The organism is Endozoicomonas sp. SCSIO W0465 (assembly GCF_023716865.1).
Taxonomy (GTDB): Bacteria; Pseudomonadota; Gammaproteobacteria; order Pseudomonadales; family Endozoicomonadaceae; genus Endozoicomonas.
Window position 1 is genome coordinate 2097760 of sequence record NZ_CP092417.1, and the last position, 18217, is coordinate 2115976.

At 49.0% G+C, this 18217-nt stretch carries 15 protein-coding genes; 3 read left to right on the forward strand and 12 right to left on the reverse strand.

Annotated elements, in window-relative coordinates; translation table 11 throughout:
* Positions 1–611: 611 nt before the first annotated feature.
* Entirely contained in the window at positions 612–857 is a 246-nt protein-coding gene (locus MJO57_RS09140; protein ID WP_252024732.1) for a hypothetical protein, read from the reverse strand.
* Positions 858–1017: 160 nt separating this feature from the next.
* The gene (locus tag MJO57_RS09145; RefSeq protein WP_371924808.1) at positions 1018–1491 is read right to left on the reverse strand and encodes a secondary thiamine-phosphate synthase enzyme YjbQ; all 474 of its coding nucleotides are present in this window, start codon (positions 1489–1491) and stop codon (positions 1018–1020) included.
* Positions 1492–1640: 149 nt separating this feature from the next.
* Between MJO57_RS09145 and MJO57_RS09150 the strand changes: the two genes are divergently transcribed.
* Positions 1641–2093, forward strand: a complete 453-nt coding sequence (locus tag MJO57_RS09150; RefSeq protein ID WP_252024734.1) for an ImmA/IrrE family metallo-endopeptidase — start codon at positions 1641–1643, stop codon at positions 2091–2093.
* Here MJO57_RS09150 and MJO57_RS09155 read toward each other — a convergent pair.
* The 5 genes from MJO57_RS09155 to MJO57_RS09175 form a co-directional block, all read right to left on the reverse strand.
* Entirely contained in the window at positions 2088–5144 is a 3057-nt protein-coding gene (locus MJO57_RS09155) for an efflux RND transporter permease subunit (RefSeq protein WP_252024736.1), read from the reverse strand. The two genes, MJO57_RS09150 and MJO57_RS09155, sit on opposite strands and share 6 nt — an antisense overlap.
* A gap of 12 nt (positions 5145–5156) precedes the next feature.
* On the reverse strand, positions 5157–6308 hold the full coding sequence (locus MJO57_RS09160; RefSeq protein WP_252024738.1) for an efflux RND transporter periplasmic adaptor subunit: 1152 nt from the start codon (positions 6306–6308) through the stop codon (positions 5157–5159).
* Positions 6309–6436: 128 nt separating this feature from the next.
* A complete protein-coding gene (locus MJO57_RS09165) occupies positions 6437–6670 on the reverse strand; it encodes a hypothetical protein (protein ID WP_252024740.1) in 234 nt (77 codons plus the stop codon).
* A complete protein-coding gene (locus tag MJO57_RS09170) occupies positions 6660–8174 on the reverse strand; it encodes an IS66 family transposase (RefSeq protein WP_252017330.1) in 1515 nt (504 codons plus the stop codon). The genes MJO57_RS09165 and MJO57_RS09170 overlap by 11 nt, the downstream gene beginning before the upstream one ends.
* Positions 8171–9475, reverse strand: coding sequence for an IS66 family transposase (locus tag MJO57_RS09175; RefSeq protein WP_252024742.1), 1305 nt, complete (start codon positions 9473–9475; stop codon positions 8171–8173). Before MJO57_RS09175 ends, MJO57_RS09170 begins: the two co-directional genes overlap by 4 nt.
* Here MJO57_RS09175 and MJO57_RS09180 point away from each other — a divergent pair.
* The gene (locus MJO57_RS09180) at positions 9474–9875 is read left to right on the forward strand and encodes a transposase (RefSeq protein ID WP_252019942.1); all 402 of its coding nucleotides are present in this window, start codon (positions 9474–9476) and stop codon (positions 9873–9875) included. The genes MJO57_RS09175 and MJO57_RS09180 overlap by 2 nt on opposite strands.
* Here MJO57_RS09180 and MJO57_RS09185 read toward each other — a convergent pair whose 3' ends face one another.
* A complete protein-coding gene (locus tag MJO57_RS09185; RefSeq protein ID WP_371924672.1) occupies positions 9876–10067 on the reverse strand; it encodes a DUF6444 domain-containing protein in 192 nt (63 codons plus the stop codon).
* A 210-nt stretch (positions 10068–10277) separates the two neighbouring features.
* Between MJO57_RS09185 and MJO57_RS09190 the strand changes: the two genes are divergently transcribed.
* Positions 10278–13454, forward strand: coding sequence for an FAD-binding and (Fe-S)-binding domain-containing protein (locus MJO57_RS09190; protein WP_252024744.1), 3177 nt, complete (start codon positions 10278–10280; stop codon positions 13452–13454).
* Here the strand turns inward: MJO57_RS09190 and MJO57_RS09195 are convergent.
* The 4 genes from MJO57_RS09195 to MJO57_RS09210 form a co-directional block, all read right to left on the reverse strand.
* Complete coding sequence (locus MJO57_RS09195) at positions 13451–14746, reverse strand: hypothetical protein (protein ID WP_252024746.1); 1296 nt, start codon at positions 14744–14746, stop codon at positions 13451–13453. The two genes, MJO57_RS09190 and MJO57_RS09195, sit on opposite strands and share 4 nt — an antisense overlap.
* 35 nt (positions 14747–14781) lie before the next feature.
* Positions 14782–16352 (reverse strand): IS3 family transposase gene (locus tag MJO57_RS09200; RefSeq protein ID WP_252017319.1). Its coding sequence is split into 2 segments (ribosomal slippage): positions 14782–15878 and positions 15878–16352, totalling 1572 coding nucleotides; the frame shifts between segments, so codons are not numbered across the junction.
* Between the two features lie 388 nt (positions 16353–16740).
* The gene (gene dmsD / locus MJO57_RS09205; RefSeq protein WP_252024748.1) at positions 16741–17352 is read right to left on the reverse strand and encodes a Tat proofreading chaperone DmsD; all 612 of its coding nucleotides are present in this window, start codon (positions 17350–17352) and stop codon (positions 16741–16743) included.
* A 104-nt stretch (positions 17353–17456) separates the two neighbouring features.
* A complete protein-coding gene (locus MJO57_RS09210; protein WP_252024750.1) occupies positions 17457–18206 on the reverse strand; it encodes a class I SAM-dependent methyltransferase in 750 nt (249 codons plus the stop codon).
* Positions 18207–18217: the final 11 nt, after the last annotated feature.

Sequence of the window (18217 nt, forward strand, 5' to 3'; positions counted from 1 at the left end):
TTCCCAGATTGACCTTACACAGCACTCTTGGGCCTGCTGCCTGCATAAGAGCATCGGCACCCACAACAAGTGGTATTTCGGAGCTGTCACGTTCACCATTTGGTTTCGGCTCGGATATTTCGCTGTCTACGCTTCATCACTTTCGTTACCTTCAGCAACGCAAGACTCGCTATACGGTGGAGCTGGTTCTCCTTCCGCAACGGGACTTTCACCCGCAAGATATACGCCGCTTATCCCAGCGCACTATGCATTCCCACGCGGAGCATGGGAACGAGGTGTCCGGAGAGTTTTGCGACGCCCTGGACCGTGGGAACGAGGTGCTTGTGTATGTATAACAACGCTTGGCTGCACTAGGAGGCTGACCGAGAATAGTCTGCCCTACTGCGGTGGCAGCAAATTAGTCTAAAAAGACGGAATTTTTTAGCAAATAGAACCACTATTCACTAAAAATTTCCGGCTTTTTATCCTCAATTTTCTGTCATCCTCGCTACGGGGTCGCCTAGACGGGCGCTATGCTTGGTCAGCCTCCTGGCATTTATGCAGTCGTACGCTTTGGGGATACAGCGCTTTTGCATAAAAAACCCGGCGAATGCCGGGTTGGAAAAGTTACGTCAGATTGGTCTGTTACCGTATTCACCGGAGGGCTTTTTCGGTGGATCTGCGGTAATGTTCGATGGAACCTCCTCTATCTGGCCTCCTTTCTTCAAAAACTCCTCGATCTGGGCATCCAGACTTGCCCTGAGTTTTTTACGAGACTCGACGGTCCTTTCTTCAGCAGGCTCATCGCGACTCCCCAGAAACCCTATATCAGCGCCATCAAAACCAGCAGCAGCTTTAGTCGGCTTTTTCCGTGCCATAGCTATATCCTCTAGGTACTGGTGGTCGGAACATCCATTCCGAAACATTGAAATTAACTTTTTGTCCGATTTTTATAGTTATAGTCCAGCATTGTTAAAATGCCAGTTCGGTCTAAACCTCCCTTATATAAAACATATTGTTAATACCTGATTTTTATCATTACGTATAACCTTCGCCTTGTAAAGTGATGATTAGGTGGCGACTTCCTCCACAGTCCCTGTGCTCTCCCAGCCATATTCCCTGCCAAATGGCAAGAACCAGCCAGCCATCAGCGATTGGAATCATTACATCGGCACCAAACAGGCTGGATTTAATATGAGCTGGCATATCATCACTGCCCTCTATCACATGGAGAAAATACTCTTCATTTTCAGGAATATAATGATTACTGAATGCTTCCATATCATGACGAACATTGGGGTCGGCATTCTCGTTGAGCGTCAGTGAGGCAGAGGTATGCGGTAAAAAGATATGACAAAGCCCTGTCTTATAGTTTTTCAGCTCTGGCAATTTCTCAGTAATTTCTGTCGTAACCAGATGAAACCCCCTGTGGTAGGGACGAAGCTGAACCTGTTTCTGGAACCACATCATTAAACCCTCATTCAAAGGTGCCGATAACAACCCGTCAGCCATCAAAGAAAATAGCCATGATGGCTCTGTTACTATTACTGTGTTTACTATGAAAGAGCGGCAGTCAAGATCCGCAGTGATTTTTGTCGTTTAGGGTGAGCCACACTTTCCGCTTGTGGCTATGTAGCAATATAAGACAGATTACCGTGAAGATGATCCTGATTATTCCTGTGTTCCTGTGGGTCATTGCACCACTCCCGGCCAAAGCAATATACAGCGACGACCTTAACCCTTCAGGCTGCAAATTCCGCGATATGCAGGCTTTTTACATGGCAGAGTTAGCTATTGAGCCTGACGTTAGTATTGAGTATGTGTACTTGAGAATGCCAGAACCCAATATGCTGGGGTATACACGCCCACTGAAGAATGGGAATTACCAGATTGCCCTTGCCAAAGGACTGGAGCCCAGCGAAGTCCGCATCACTATGGCTCATGAATTAGTGCATGTACGACAACTTGAAAACAAACAGATCAGGGTTTCAGAGTTCCAGAAGCACTACATGGAAAGGAGTTTTGAAGACGAGGCGTTCAGACTGAGCATTCCCCTCGCCATCAAATTCTACACCGGTCATACCTGCCAGAAACCAACAGCTGAAGCCTTATAGTTTATGTGACAGCTGTTGTGCCTCCCGGTCACCCATATCCTCTTTATAACGCTCTCCCAGCCAGAGATAAACACAGGGTAAAACAAACAAAGTGAAGAACGTACCAATCAACATACCGGCCACCAGAATAATACCGATACTGTTTCGCGCTTCAGCACCAGCACCGGTAACCAATACCAGGGGAAAATGCCCCAGAACGGTTGCGGCAGTGGTCATCAACACCGGCCTCAGTCGAATCCCGGCAGCTTCCCGAATGGCCTCGACCTTCTGGTACCCCTGAGACTGAAGCTCATTAGCAAACTCAGTAATTAAAATCCCGTTTTTGGCAACCAGCGCAACCAGTGTAATAAAGCCAATCTGGGCATAAATATTCACCGTAGTCAGCCCCGTAAAGCTGAATAATAGCCCACCAAAAAGTGCCAGCGGTACAGAACCCAGCAGTACCACCAGGGGAGAACGGAAGCTGTTAAACTGTATTGCCAGCAATAGATAAACAATCACCAGGGCCATTACCAGAACAGAAAACATACTGTTGCCTTCCTGGCGGAGCTGCCTGGAAACACCGGCATAATCAATATTGTACGTCTCTGGTAAAATATCCAGCGCCGCTTTTTCAAGGGTTGCTAACGCTTGATCATTGGTCGTACCCGGCAAGACGCCACCCAGAATCCGGAATGAGCGCTGTTGGTTGAATTTACCCATAACTCTCGGGCTGGTGATATTGTCGACACTTGCCACCGCTCTCAAGGGAACAAGCTCCCCAGCCGGTGTTCGCAGCGTTAAGTCCAATAGCTGGCCGGGGTTATTCCGCACCTCTGGCAAGGCCATGGGTATCACCCGGTAAGCCTTGCCCGAAGCATTAAAGCGGTTCACATCCTGTTCCGACAGTAATGCTCCGAGTTGTTCAGTCACCTCAGCAACCGTCATACCCAGGTCAGCAATACGATTATGGTCAAATACCAGACGGGCTTCCGGCAGATTAATCTGCAAATCGGTATTCACAAACATAAACTGGCCACTCTGATAAGCAGCCTGTATCAGCTGACCTGCGTACCTTTCCATTTCAGGATAATCATCAGGGGCCTGCACCACGAGTTCCACATCAAACTGACCAGCCGTCGGCAACGATGAGAACAGTATTGGATAGATCCTCAGGCCCGGCTCTCCTGACAACGCGCCAAATACCGAAGGCAGCATCTCATGGACACTACGGGAACGTTGAGCGTAATCAACAAACTCAACGCCACCAAAACCACCGTCGGAAGTGATGACCTGCCAAATCAGTTCTACACCGGTTAAAAAGCCTAATGAATCAATAACCCCATTCATATGCTGATCGGTATAGGCAATGGAAGCGCCCGGAGGAGACTCAACAATAATATTAATACTGCCCTGATCCTCCACAGGCGCCAGCTCCCTGGCAGAAAATAGATAGAGCGGGACTATCAATAGTGAGAGAAAAACCGCCAGAAACAAAACCTGGCGGCGCCACTGAAACACCCTGTTCAAAACATCCCCGTATACCTTCCGCAAGTGGTCAAAGCACTGGTTTACTTTCATCGTATAACGATTTTCTCGCCCTTTTTCCGGACACACCCAACTGCTCATCACCGGTGACAGCGTGATAGCAACCACGCCTGAAATCAACACCGCAACAGAAAGCGTAAAAGCAAACTCTCTGAACAAGCTGCCGGTTAACCCGGAAACAAAACCGATGGGCGCATAAACGGCTGCCAGTGTCAGCGTCATTCCGATAACCGGTTTCAGCAGCTCTCTTGAACTCAGTAATGCTGACGCTAATCGCGATTTCCCCATCCGCATATGCCGGGCAACGTTCTCAACCACGACAATGGCGTCGTCTACCACCAAACCCACCGATAACACGATCGCCAGAATGGTCAAAAGATTCAGGGAAAAGCCCACCAGCCACATGATGGCAATACAGCCGAGAATCGAAATAGGAATGGTCACCAGCGGCACTAACGCGGTACGAAAAGCTCCCATCAACGCCAGCACAACCAGCCCGACAATGATGATGGTTTCAACCAGAGTAACCACAATCTCCCTGAGGGCCTTGCGCATATATGCGGTACCATCATAGCTGATCTCAATCTCCATCCCCCGGGGTAGGGTGGAATTGATCTTGTTCAGCCGATGATAGACCTCATCACCAATCGCAATCTCATTCGCACCCGGCATTGGCCATATTGAGATAAAAACCGTCGTGGTTTTATTAATTCGGGCGGAGACTGTACCCCGGTCTTCGCCCATGGCAACCTCAGCAATGTCCCCCAGGCGGATAATGACGCCATCACGCCTGGCAAGAACCAATTGCTGAAAATTACTGGCCTCTCGCAGGGTTGCATTACTCTGAAGGCTCACCTGCTGACGGTCATTTTCTGTCTTGCCAAGGGAGGCAATAATATTGTTGGCACGCAACGCTGCCAGAACCTCGCTTGCTCCCAGGTTCATTGCCGACATTCTGACCGGGTCCAGCCAGATACGCATGGCAGGGTTACGGCCGCCTTCAAGCCCAACTCGCTGAACACCGCTGATAGACGTCAACAAAGGGGTTACATACTGCTCCAGGTAATCGGTTAACTGTGCACGACTCCAGTGCTCATTTCGAACATTGAGATAAAAGACAGCTGCCGGGCGATCCGTTCTTTCCACGGCAATGGATGGATCATCCGCTTCATCAGGCAGTTCATAACGGATCTGATTCAGGCGGGCCGTCAGCTCAGCAAGGGCTAACGTACTGTTCTCATTCAGTTTCAACCAGGCAGTCACCCGGCTGATGCCTGCGGTGGTATCGGAGTCCACATAGTCCACTCCCGGAATGGTCATGGCTATTCGCTCAACAGGTTCAGTGACAAATCCCTGGACCACATCAACAGAAGCGCCACGATAATCTGTGGTAATGACCAGGGATGAGCTCTCAATCTCGGGAAACTGCAATACCGGAATTTTTTGTACTGCTACCGCACCAGCAATCAGGAGAACCAGAGAAATAACCAGTGACAATACAGGGCGTCTGACAAATATATCCATCGTTCACCCCACTTACGGCACTGATGGAGTTGGTGAGTTATCAGAACCACGCTGACTGCCATAAACCAGAACACCGGGCTTCAGTTTAAAAGCTCCAACGGTGGCAATTCGAACACCTTGATCGAGGCCTGACTTTACTACCACCTTGTCCCCCAAACGGTCGCCGGTAGTAACATCCTGGCGATAAGCCCGAAACCCGTCGGCTTCAGGGTCTGTCTCCAGTCGGTAGACGTACTGCCCAAGGGTGTCCTGCTGAATGGCCACCGTCGGCACAGCCTCTATCATTTCATCAGCACCGACTGGCACATGGACGTCAACCAGCGCATTATGCATAAACGACATTGAATCACTGTCAAACCTGGCTCGATAGTGGCGACTTCTGGAGCTTGCTGAAAGGGTTGTGTCCAGGGCAACAACCTTACCATTGAGCTCTCTAACTCCAGCACCAACACCAGCGCCAGCATCCGCTCCATTGGCAGTATTGTGAAGCAGCCTTATTCTGACGGGAGAGCCAACCACTACATCACGGTAAAACTGAGGCAGGTTAAAATCCACCCAGATAAACCCCGGATTGCCCACCAGTGTGGTAATGGCAGTACTTCCCTGAAGAAAGTTGCCCACTTCCAGCTGATGGATTCCCACCCGGCCACTGAACGGCGCCAGGATGTTTTTCTTTTGAATGGTGCTTTTTAGTGCATCAATATCCGCATTGGCAATACTCAGTTCCGATTTCGCCTCATCCAGCTGGGACTGACTGGCGGCATTGGTGTTGCGCAAATTGACAATCCGCTGGAAAGCCAGACTTGCCAGTTCAGCCCTGGCAACCGCGGACTTAAGCTGAGCCCTTTCTTCACTGGTATCCAGCTGAAGCAGCAGCTGGCCTTGCTGAACTTCACTGTCAGAGGCAAAGCCTACCTTGACAATACGCCCGGGCAACTCATTCATCAGTTCAACACGCTGGGGGGACACAACTTCACCAAGCACATGCACTTCAGGCGTATACTCAACAAGAGCCACTTCCTGATAGTCAACGGTTTCTGAGTGCTCAGGAAATGATTCGGCGAAAGCCAGCGCGCTACGAATCTGCAATACCTTAAAGCAGGCGAGCCCGGCAACAATCGAAAGAGAAACAACGAGGGTAATACACCAGCGGCGAAAATTCATAGATATCATGACGGCTCCAAAGCACTTTCTTATTGTTAAACCGGATGGTGATTAGAACAGCTTCTGGCTCAATTACCTATATAAAGCAGGACAGTCGACTTAGTTTACACTGCAACATGTATTTGCTATCAACACTGTGGAAATTTTTTTGAATGCTCAAGGCCTGTACTGAACAAACCTGGTGATAATATGCTCTTATAGTTATCACCATCAAAACGACGGTTAGTACCCTCAATCCAGAACAGTTCTTTCTTTGCAGAGCTGATCAGATTAAATGTTTCCTGGGCATCTCCGGGGTTATCCATCCAATCATCATCAATCACGTGTGACATGAAATAAGGCGTATCGTAACTATTCAGCACTGAGCAAAGGCATATTACAGTAATTCCGAACAGCTCTATGAAGTGATTGATATATGTCCATTCCCTGTTTTCTGGCAGACGACAAATAGCTGCGAATCCGTGCAAACATAGAACCACCGTCTGCACTCCTGAAGCAGCCTGAGATTTTCTGCTTTAACTTGGCCATTCGAACATCCCGCTCACTGCCATTGTTATCGAAGGGAATGGTAAAATCTGACATGAAGCGCAGTGTCTCAGCCTTGAACTCAGTGAGTCGTTTGAAGAGATTGTAAGCTTTAGTATTCTTGACTTTCTTGCGCTTAAGCTCCTCTCGTTGCTTCTCCATATAGACGACTTCTTTCATTAGAGCCCGCTGAAGCAACCGGTCATAAATCTTCTCGATTCGTTCACAGACAACACTTGGCATCTGTAGCATACCTATGGTCTTAAAGCCCTTGCAGTAATGCCAGGAAAGCCTCAGTAGCTTCATCAATCGCAACGCCAGTTGATTGCTGTCCCTATCAACAACACCCAAAAGCTCCCTCAGGTGATGGGCATTGCAAAGTACGTGAGTTGCCGCATATGCAAAATAGGATTTCCAATGATCATGAACCAGAACGCCTGCAAATGTTAGCAGTATGCCCATCGTGTCCATGGCCTCACGACCTCGCTTTTCAGACAAGTAGTAGAGCGTCCATTGTTCATCCCGCATAACGTGTAGCCAGTGCAAAGAGCCCTCGGCCCGCATACCCGTTTCATCGGCTCCGGCAACAGACGATTCCCGCAAGGCGTCACGAATAACCTCTTCAGTAGAAGCCAGATTTTCATAGGTTCTGGCCACAAAATTGGCGACAGTGCCTGCACTTACACTCATTTTATAGAGAGTATTAAAATACTCTGACACGCGCTTAAAAGGCAGGAAATGGTATTGGTTAAGATAGACGGCCATAGCCTGTGTGGCTGAGCCATATTGTGCGGCAGCGGTAACACCTTCCGGGAATTCAGCCTGATTCCGACAACCACAAGTGCAGATTTTTACTTCAGCTCTATGGGCCGTTACTTCAAATTCACCCGGTCTCCCTGGTTCAAACACCTGTCGTTCAATATATTTGACCGGCTCACTATCAAGAAGAGACGCCTGACATTTATTGCATTCTTTAACTGGAAGGTACTCAATATAGTCAGGGATATCGACCTGTTTAAGACAAGTGCCCTGATGCCCTTTCTTTCCACCGGCTTTATTACCAGAAGACTGTCTCAGACTTTTAGGATTGGGTTTTTCATCCGATGGATCGGTACCTTTATCTGCGGAAAGGTCGTCAGAATGATCTGGAGAATTACTGTTTTTACAAGGTTTTTGATAACCATCAGACGATGGCGGCTTGCTGCTGTTTTGACTGTTCTTGCCAACCTTTTCTTCCAATTCTCGACATCGCTCTTCCAGACAGGCAACTCTCATCCGCAGCTCTGCATTCTCTTTCAAGAGAATCTCAGCCGACATAGTTGCGGGTAGTTCTGGAATCATGCTGGCGAATATTGTGGAAAAATGGTGCTTAAGAGGATGGTATAAAAATCAGAAAATTCCAGATTTATGTGGGGGTGCTGAACAGTTACCTTGCGCTTAAGCTCCTCTCGTTGCTTCTCCATATAGACGACTTCTTTCATTAGAGCCCGCTGAAGCAACCGGTCATAAATCTTCTCGATTCGTTCACAGACAACACTTGGCATCTGTAGCATACCTATGGTCTTAAAGCCCTTGCAGTAATGCCAGGAAAGCCTCAGTAGCTTCATCAATCGCAACGCCAGTTGATTGCTGTCCCTATCAACAACACCCAAAAGCTCCCTCAGGTGATGGGCATTGCAAAGTACGTGAGTTGCCGCATATGCAAAATAGGATTTCCAATGATCATGAACCAGAACGCCTGCAAATGTTAGCAGTATGCCCATCGTGTCCATGGCCTCACGACCTCGCTTTTCAGACAAGTAGTAGAGCGTCCATTGTTCATCCCGCATAACGTGTAGCCAGTGCAAAGAGCCCTCGGCCCGCATACCCGTTTCATCGGCTCCGGCAACAGACGATTCCCGCAAGGCGTCACGAATAACCTCTTCAGTAGAAGCCAGATTTTCATAGGTTCTGGCCACAAAATTGGCGACAGTGCCTGCACTTACACTCATTTTATAGAGAGTATTAAAATACTCTGACACGCGCTTAAAAGGCAGGAAATGGTATTGGTTAAGATAGACGGCCATAGCCTGTGTGGCTGAGCCATATTGTGCGGCAGCGGTAACACCTTCCGGGAATTCAGCCTGATTCCGACAACCACAAGTGCAGATTTTTACTTCAGCTCTATGGGCCGTTACTTCAAATTCACCCGGTCTCCCTGGTTCAAACACCTGTCGTTCAATATATTTGACCGGCTCACTATCAAGAAGAGACGCCTGACATTTATTGCATTCTTTAACCGGAAGGTACTCAATATAGTCAGGGATATCGACCTGTTTAAGACAAGTGCCCTGATGCCCTTTCTTTCCACCGGCTTTATTACCAGAAGACTGTCTCAGACTTTTAGGATTGGGTTTTTCATCCGATGGATCGGTACCTTTATCTGCGGAAAGGTCGTCAGAATGATCTGGAGAATTACTGTTTTTACAAGGTTTTTGATAACCATCAGACGATGGCGGCTTGCTGCTGTTTTGACTGTTCTTGCCAACCTTTTCTTCCAATTCTCGACATCGCTCTTCCAGACAGGCAACTCTCATCCGCAGCTCTGCATTCTCTTTCAAGAGAATCTCAGCCGACATAGTTGCGGGTAGTTCTGGAATCATGCTGGCGAATATTGTGGAAAAATGGTGCTTAAGAGGATGGTATAAAAATCAGAAAATTCCAGATTTATGTGGGGGTGCTGAACAGTTACAGCGCAAGAAAGTCAAGAATACTAAAGCTTACAATCTCTTCAAACGACTCACTGAGTTCAAGGCTGAGACACTGCGCTTCATGTCAGATTTTACCATTCCCTTCGATAACAATGGCAGTGAGCGGGATGTTCGAATGGCCAAGTTAAAGCAGAAAATCTCAGGCTGCTTCAGGAGTGCAGACGGTGGTTCTATGTTTGCACGGATTCGCAGCTATTTGTCGTCTGCCAGAAAACAGGGAATGGACATATATCAATCACTTCATAGAGCTGTTCGGAATTACTGTAATATGCCTTTGCTCAGTGCTGAATAGTTACTTACTGTTTTTACAAGGTTTTTGATAACCATCAGACGATGGCGGCTTGCTGCTGTTTTGACTGTTCTTGCCAACCTTTTCTTCCAATTCTCGACATCGCTCTTCCAGACAGGCAACTCTCATCCGCAGCTCTGCATTCTCTTTCAAGAGAATCTCAGCCGACATAGTTGCGGGTAGTTCTGGAATCATGCTGGCGAATATTGTGGAAAAATGGTGCTTAAGAGGATGGTATAAAAATCAGAAAATTCCAGATTTATGTGGGGGTGCTGAACAGTTACAAATTACTTAAGCCTTCTCGGCAAGCCGCTGTCGAGCAAATACAGCCATTTCAAGCGAATACTTTCCCTACTTGCCCTGCTTTACGTACAATACCCCACGGGATTGATGGGGAGTACAGCGGTGATCAGCAGGCTGGATCAGAAAACAACCAATACCTTATATAGCCAATTTGCCCGTGAACTGGCCTCTGCAGGCTTTAATGGGGATATTGAGCTGGGTTATGCCGAACGGACTGTTCTGGCAACGGATAACTCCATTTATCAGGTCCTTCCTGAGGGGGTGTTCTACCCTCGCTCAACAGAGGACATCAGCAAAATTCTCACCCTTGCCAATAAGCCGGAGTTTCACTCCATCGTTGTATCTCCCCGGGGTGGTGGGACCGGCACTAATGGCCAGTCGCTCACGTCGGGCTTTATGATTGACACCAGCCGCTATATGAACCGGGTCCTGGAGATCAATACCAGGGAACGCTGGGCCAGGGTTCAATCCGGAGTGGTCAAGGACTACCTCAACGAGCTGGCGGCTAAAGAGGGTCTCTTCTTTGCTCCGGAGCTCTCCACCAGCAACCGGGCAACGGTGGGCGGTATGGTCAATACGGATGCCAGCGGCCAGGGCTCTGTGGTGTATGGCAAAACCCGCCATCATGTGCTGGAACTGACATCCGTGCTTGCTGATGGCACGGTGTGGAAATCCTCCCCCGTCGATGACGATCAGCTGGAGCAACTGTGTCAGCGACCGGACCGCATTGGCAAGATTTATAACACCCTGAAAAAGACACACAGCCAGTATAAACAACGGGTGTCAGAAGTATTCCCGCGCTTGAACAGAAACCTGACTGGCTACGATCTGGCCAATATTGTTAATCAGGATAACCAGCACGACCTGAATGCTATCCTCTGTGGTTCCGAAGGTACGCTGGCCATCATCAGTGAGATTAAAGTCAACCTGCTGCCTGTCCCGAAGCAGTCTGCCTTGGTGCTGATTTTCTACAAAAGTTTCCAGGATTCACTGCAGGATGCCCGGGCACTCATGGCGGCACAGCCGGGCTCGATTGAAACCATCGATTCCCGTGTGCTTGGGCTGGCAAAGTCCGACAGTGTCTGGGAAAGCGTCAAAGGCTTCTTCCCCAAACAGAATGGGGATATTGACGGCATTAACTTTGTTGAGTTTACCGGTGACGATGAAGCGGAGATTCAGCAGGGAATTGATCGCCTGACAGCAGCGCTGGAAAAACCGGTCAGTATCTGGCGAGCCGGCCACAGCGTGGTGATGGGGACCGGCAATGTTAAAAAGATCTGGAATATGCGCAAGCAGGCGGTCGGCTTGCTCGGCAATATGAAAGGCGACGCAAGACCCATACCTTTTGTCGAGGATGTGGCCGTTCCTCCGGAAAATCTCGCTGAGTTTATTCAGGCGTTTCGAGCGCTACTGGACAGTCACCAGCTTTCTTATGGCATGTTTGGTCATGTGGATGCCGGCGTTCTCCATGTTCGCCCGGCCATCGATATGAAAGATCCGGAACAGGAAAAACTGGTGCGTTTAATCAGTGATGACGTCGCTGCACTGGCCCGAAGTCATGGTGGTGTGCTCTGGGGCGAGCACGGCAAAGGCGTCCGTTCCGAATACGCCCCGGACTTCTTTGCCGATCTCTACCCGGTGCTGCAAGCGATTAAAGGCGTGTTTGATCCCTACAACCAGTTAAACCCCGGCAAGATTGCGACCCCCGCCACCCTGGCAGAACCCGTTCAGCTGCTGAAAATCGATGAAGTCCCCACCCGTGGCCAGCAGGATCGGGACATTGAGCGCAATGCCTTTGCCGCATTCACCAGAAGCCTGTACTGCAACGGCAACGGTGCCTGCTTCAACTACAATCCCAACAGCGCCATGTGCCCCACCTGGAAGGCCACTTATGACCGGATGCAATCCCCGAAAGGCCGCTCTGGCCTGGTACGGGAATGGCTGCGGTTGCAAACGGCTGCTGGCGCGGATGTTGCCGGTGAAAGCCACAAGATACGTCAGGCAGGTCCATTCTATAACGGTGGCCGGAAGCTGATAAACCTGGTGAACAAATGGCGCGGTGAAGAGGACTTCAGCCATCAGGTATACGGGGCTCTGGATAACTGCATGAGCTGTAAATCCTGCGCAGGGCAGTGTCCCATTCAGGTCAATGTGCCCGACTTGCGTTCCCGTTACTTCGAGCTGTACCACGGCCGTTACCCAAGACCGGTCAAACATCACGTGGCCGGTATGCTGGAATCAATACTCCCGGTGCTGGCCAGGTTCAAACCGGCTTACAACCTGGTTATGGGCTGGTCAGTGGCCAATACGCTGGCGAGTAAAACCATTGGCCTGCAGGATATTCCGGCCATTACCAGCTCATCACCCGTTAACGACTGCTGTCGTGCTGGTGCTGCTATTGCCAACCGTACGTTGCTGGATGCCATTCCCGACAGCGAACGGGATAAAACCGTCATTATTATTCAGGATGCCTTCACCAGCTTCTTTGAAACACCGCTGCTGACCGATCTGGTTGAGCTACTGATTCGTCTCGGCTATCGCCCATTGATTGCACCCTACAAACCCAATGGTAAGGTACTCCACATCTATGGTTTCCTGGGCCGTTTTGAAAAAATCGCCAAAACCAATGCAGAAGAGCTGATAGCTCTGGCCGACAGTGGCATCAGCCTGGTGGGGATTGATGCAGCGGTTACCCTGACGTACCGGGATGAATACCAGGAAGTGATGGGCGAAGGTTTTCTTAAGGCTGAAGGCTCCCTTATGGCTGAAGGCTCCCTTAAGGCTGACGGCTCCCTTAAGGCTGACGGCTCCCTTAAGGCTGACGGCTCCCTTAAGGCTGACGGCTCCCCGAAAGTACTGCTACTCTCTGAATGGTTTGCCCAGCAGTCAGCAACACTAAGACAGTTATCAATCGATCTTTCCGGTTCAGCCGACGACGAGTTTATCCTGTTGGGCCACTGCACCGAGACGTCCAATGTCCCGGCAGCCCCTGCTCAATGGCAACAGCTATACCGTGACCTGGGCCTTAAACTCACCTACAAGGCTACCGGCTGTTGTGGCATGGCCGGCATCTATGGCCATGAAACCCGTCATCAGGAGACCTCAAGAAAGCTCTACGACATGAGCTGGAAAGATGTTGTGCAGAATCCGGAAAACAGTGGCAGGTTAGTTGCCACCGGTTATTCCTGCCGCAGCCAGGTGAAACGTTATGGCGATGGTAAGATTCCGCACCCGGTTCAGGCACTGCTGCGGGTGATGAAGCAGCAGTCTTTGCATTAGCAGTTTTCTGGCCTGTTCGTTATGATCTCACCCTCAGGAAGAATCTTTGGACCAAGTTCGTAGGTAGTAGTTTTTGTTTCACTAAATAAGGGTAACTCTTCCTTGCGAGGTATGACCGTTAATCGCCCGATCATTATCTCCCGTGAAATGGACGGTTTTACCCCGTTATCAGCGTGACAATTGCCTGGCTGGCTGGTAACTGCCTGGCTGGCAGAACCTCTTGTTGACGCAATTTCATATCCATGTAGAACTTTAAATACGATTGGATTGGTTTTATTACCATCTTTAAATTTTACTACCATTCGAGCACATTCAGGAGAGAGGCTTTCTAATTTTCTTTGGAAGAGTAATCGCTGTGGTCTGTTGTTGTTACGGCACATTACCTGGAAAGCTGCGGAATCTTGCTCAATATCAAAGGTGTATTCCGAATTTTGATTAATGGCATAACCTGCACCGGGCTTGTTGTCAATTTTGCATAATCTCAGGGCTATAGGCGTTTTATTATTGATAGAATCAAAGAAACGAACAAGTTCATTCGTCAATTCCGGGTTCGCACAAACACTATGTTGTGCATTCGTGTTACCAAGACCCCTGGCAGCAAGATAAAGGCAAAGATGATCCTCCTCAAGCGCTGGGTCGCGAACGTGTCTCACATTAGTAAACAGGTAATCGCAATTGTAGGCCATTTCATTCTGCTGGTTACCGTCGGTCTTTGGTAAGTCTTTGAAATCGCATGCGACAGGGTCTTCATGGGGCACGAGGTTAGTTTTGATAGGTCCGAGGTGAAAATGTCTGTCAAGACCCAGAATTACCTCTGGGTTGATTTTGGCTGCTAAAGGGTCAAGTTCCTTTGTGGGACGAAAATCCTTTAATAGTTCGGGAGGAAACCAAGCTTTATAACAAGCTTTATAACAAGCTTGTTTAGAGATAAAACGAAAGAATGGATTTTCTGTAGATTGGATTTGCTGTGACGAATCAGATATCTCTGACAAATCTATGATGGCTATGGCCTTAGTCAGGTGCTCTTCGTTTTTGAATCCAAAGAATTGGATAAATGGATTACCGTCACTCCGGGTAATGGCTGATTGTTCTCTTTGATGCAATGTCGTGAACTTGAGGTTTTCATTAAAATGTAAACTTTCTTCCTTCCTGCTATAAACCGTTACAGAACTTACAGGAGGTGTTGTGAAAATATCGTAACCATTCCATGATGATTTTGTGGGTGATGCGGTATCGGATTGGGTCTTTTTTTGTGTACTTTCAGATGTACTTGAGCCGTGGGGTACATTCAACGAGCGGTGTTTGTCAACATAGTTGTCGCCTCAACTTAAGCGGCTTTGCTTAGTTGATCATCAGCAGGTCTGTCGGGATTCAACCAGACTTCATCAGCCAGATCCCAGTTCCTTGTTGACCTCTTTCCCCAGCGCTCTGGGTGACGTTCTTTGGCTTGTTCATAAACCTTTCTGCGGTTAGCCATAAGCACCTTGGTTTCACCACGATGCCTTTGCCCGGGTGTCAGAAATTTCAGCCCACTGTGCTTGTGCTCTTCGTTGTACCATTGGGCAAAACCATGCACCCAGCTACGTGCTGCTTCAAGATCAGCAAATGGCGTGCGCGGATAACCAGGGCGGTATTTCAGGGTTCTGAATATGGCCTCGGAAAAGGGGTTATCATCACTGACCCGGGGACGACTGAATGAGCTCACGACCCCAAGACGCTGCAGTGTTGACAGCATAGTGCCACCCTTCATGGGACTACCATTATCTGAGTGCAGAACCAGTGGCCACTCCAAGGCTGCAATTCCCTGTTTGATACAGGCTTTAGTGATCATTTCTGATGCATGCTCAGCTGATTCGGTTTCATGAATTTCCCATGTAACAATCATACGACTAAAGATGTCTATCACCAGGTACAGGTAATAAAACTGCCCCCGTATCGGAGAGCGCAGATAGGTAATATCCCAGGACCAGACCTGGTTGGGTCCGGTAGCACACCAGGACGTTGGCTTATACCTGTTTGGCTTGGCAGCACTGCCCCGATGATGCTGTTGCCCTGTTTCCTCCAACACCCGGTAAAATGTCCTTTCAGACCCCATATAGAGACCTTCATCTAACAATGTGGGCACAATCTGGCTGGGCGGAAGGCTTTTGAACCGCTCGCTGTTACAGACGTCAACAATCGCCTGTCGCTCAGCTTCAGAAAACTTGTTAACCGGTTCTGGCCTGTCAGCATTTTTGCGATTATCTGCGCGCACGTCATCACCCTGCATCCAGCGTTGTACAGTTCTTTCTGTAAGACCAAGGGCTTTGCAGGCTTTTGACTGACGAGCCCCATCTTTAACTGCCTGTTTAATCAGGCTAACAGCATTTTGTCGATCCGGGAGAGAGACTAATCGTCCTCTGGCGCCCCCCAGATCTCTTGGGCCTTTTTTGTGAGTACCAGCAAGGCAGCAGTTTCTGCTAACGCCTTGTCCTTGCGATTGAGTTCACGCTCAAGCTTTTTGATGGTTTTCTTATCTTTTTTGTGTTCGTCAGACAGCGCCTTACGCTGTTTTGACTGACTTTCAGGCTGGACAGAAACACTGTTAATAAAGGCAGCCTTCCACTGCTGAATTTGTTCAGCAAACAGACCTTTTTTACGACAGTATTCAGCCATTTCTGCTTCATTTAACGCAGCCGTTTCAATGATTACGGCTAACTTGTTTTCAGTTGTCCATTGATCTGGATTCTTTCCGTCGCCCGGCACAGGCACTCCTTTAGATACTGCTTTCTTTCGCCAAGTGTACAGGGTCACATCAGAGATACCAGTCTCACGTACCAACTGCGAAACTGGCACATTATTGGGTGGCATCATCTTCTGAATGATGGACTCTTTGAACTCTTCTGAATAGCGGGCCATTGATTACTCATAGACCGCCCCCTGTTGAGATTTCTAATTTCAGGAGAGGCGACAACTATGCTGACACAGGGGGCGAGGTAGATAACGAAGAGAACATGTTTATTAACTCCTTTTATAGTATGTTTATTTTTAAGAGCAGCTATTTATAATTTGGTTCTATTTTTAGTTAGAAGCGCTAACCCTTTTGTTAGTTGCATACCGAATGGCAATAGCCAGCGCTATGACAGTAAGTAATACTGAAGTCAGCATGGCTCTATCCTTCTATGGCGCCACTAAAAAGATAACGACTACAGTCAGACCCTGCATCACGATGATTGTGGCAGAGCCTGATTTTTCATTGTGCGGAGCGACCGAACTTTCGGTCATGAACATTGCTGGTCAAAAGGTCTTATCGATATAATTGTCGGGTTTCTGCCGTCACTTCGTATGCTTCGGAGACTTCCTTCAGGAATTCCTCAGCCACCAGCGCCAGCGCACGGTAAAAGCCGCTCTCATCTGCCTCAGCCAACAGTGCCAGATAACGACCAGACCATGGCAGCAGATGAGTGCCGAGCAGCTCCACTACCGCATCATCATTCTCAGTCTCCATAAAGTAAGCCATGGCCAGAATCATCAGGCCAAACTGATCTTCCGGCTCATTCAACTCCGTATCCAGCTCTACCTCGTTGGCCCGCAGAAACTGACGATAAGCCTGTGCCGTTTCACCCAGCAGCAGGTTTTCCCTGTCGAGATAGACCGATCCCCAGGGTGGCGCCGACATGACCCCCTGTCCTTCAAACAGCAGGGAAAACTGATAGGGTAATTTCGCTATCTCCACAGAGCACAGACGGGCTGCAGCTTCCTCTATCCGGGATGAATTTTGCCAGTCCAGCAGAGCGGGCAGTTCAGCCAGTTCGGTAATGACATTACTGGCTTCTTCGGAGGTTGGCGAATAATAAAACAGGGTTCCCAGCATTCTGGGCAGAACGGCAACAGCAGACAACGCGGCACTTCCTGACATCAAACGTATGGAGACTACTTGTGGAGACAACTATAATGTTGAGCGATTTTCTTGAGTATATGGAGTAATACCGAAAAGCTTGCCCCGGAAGCTTGGCTGTAGACTCACGCCCTGAATGCCTCTATCGCCACAACAAATGGTTCAGCCAGATACGCTGCCCAGTAATCGTCACCCTTTGCCTTAAGCCCTTCTTCCGTCACCGGCGGATAGAGCACATTCACGCGGGTAAAACCTGCCTCTTCAAGGCACTGGACAATCGTACTGGTAGACCAGCAATAATCGGTGAAGTGTACCTTTGTTTCAGCGACTTGAATGGTCAACTCAAAGGGATCGCCATCTTGAAGGCTTTCCACAGACTGCACCTTTTTGCCGTAGCAGTCATCCGGTGCCAGTGGATTAGCCTGCACTCGGGCGTGGCTCTCAGAATCCATGGCCAGAAGATAACTATAACTGCCTGGTGACGTATGATACGAGAGGGTATCTGCAAGTTCTTTCAAGTGGCTGAGACTGGCCAGTCGACAGGTAAGCCAGAAGGCAAACACCAGAGAAAATGATCCGTCCAGTCGCAATGAAGTGGGATCAGCCTGTTTATACTCAATGCCGGAGCCAGCCGACTCATTCAACTGTATCGCCCGCTCCAGCATGGCCGGACACTGATCCACTCCCACCACATAATGAGCCCCTGCCGTCAGGGCAAGGCGGGAAAAGAAGCCTTCGCTGCAACGCAGATCCAGCACGGAGTCCACCTGGTGTGTTTTAAGCACACTTTGTACAAAAGGGGTACAAACGTATCTGGCAACGGGTGACTCCGCCACGGCAATGGCGTAGTCATCTGGCGTGAAAAAATGACTCATGTTTGCGAATC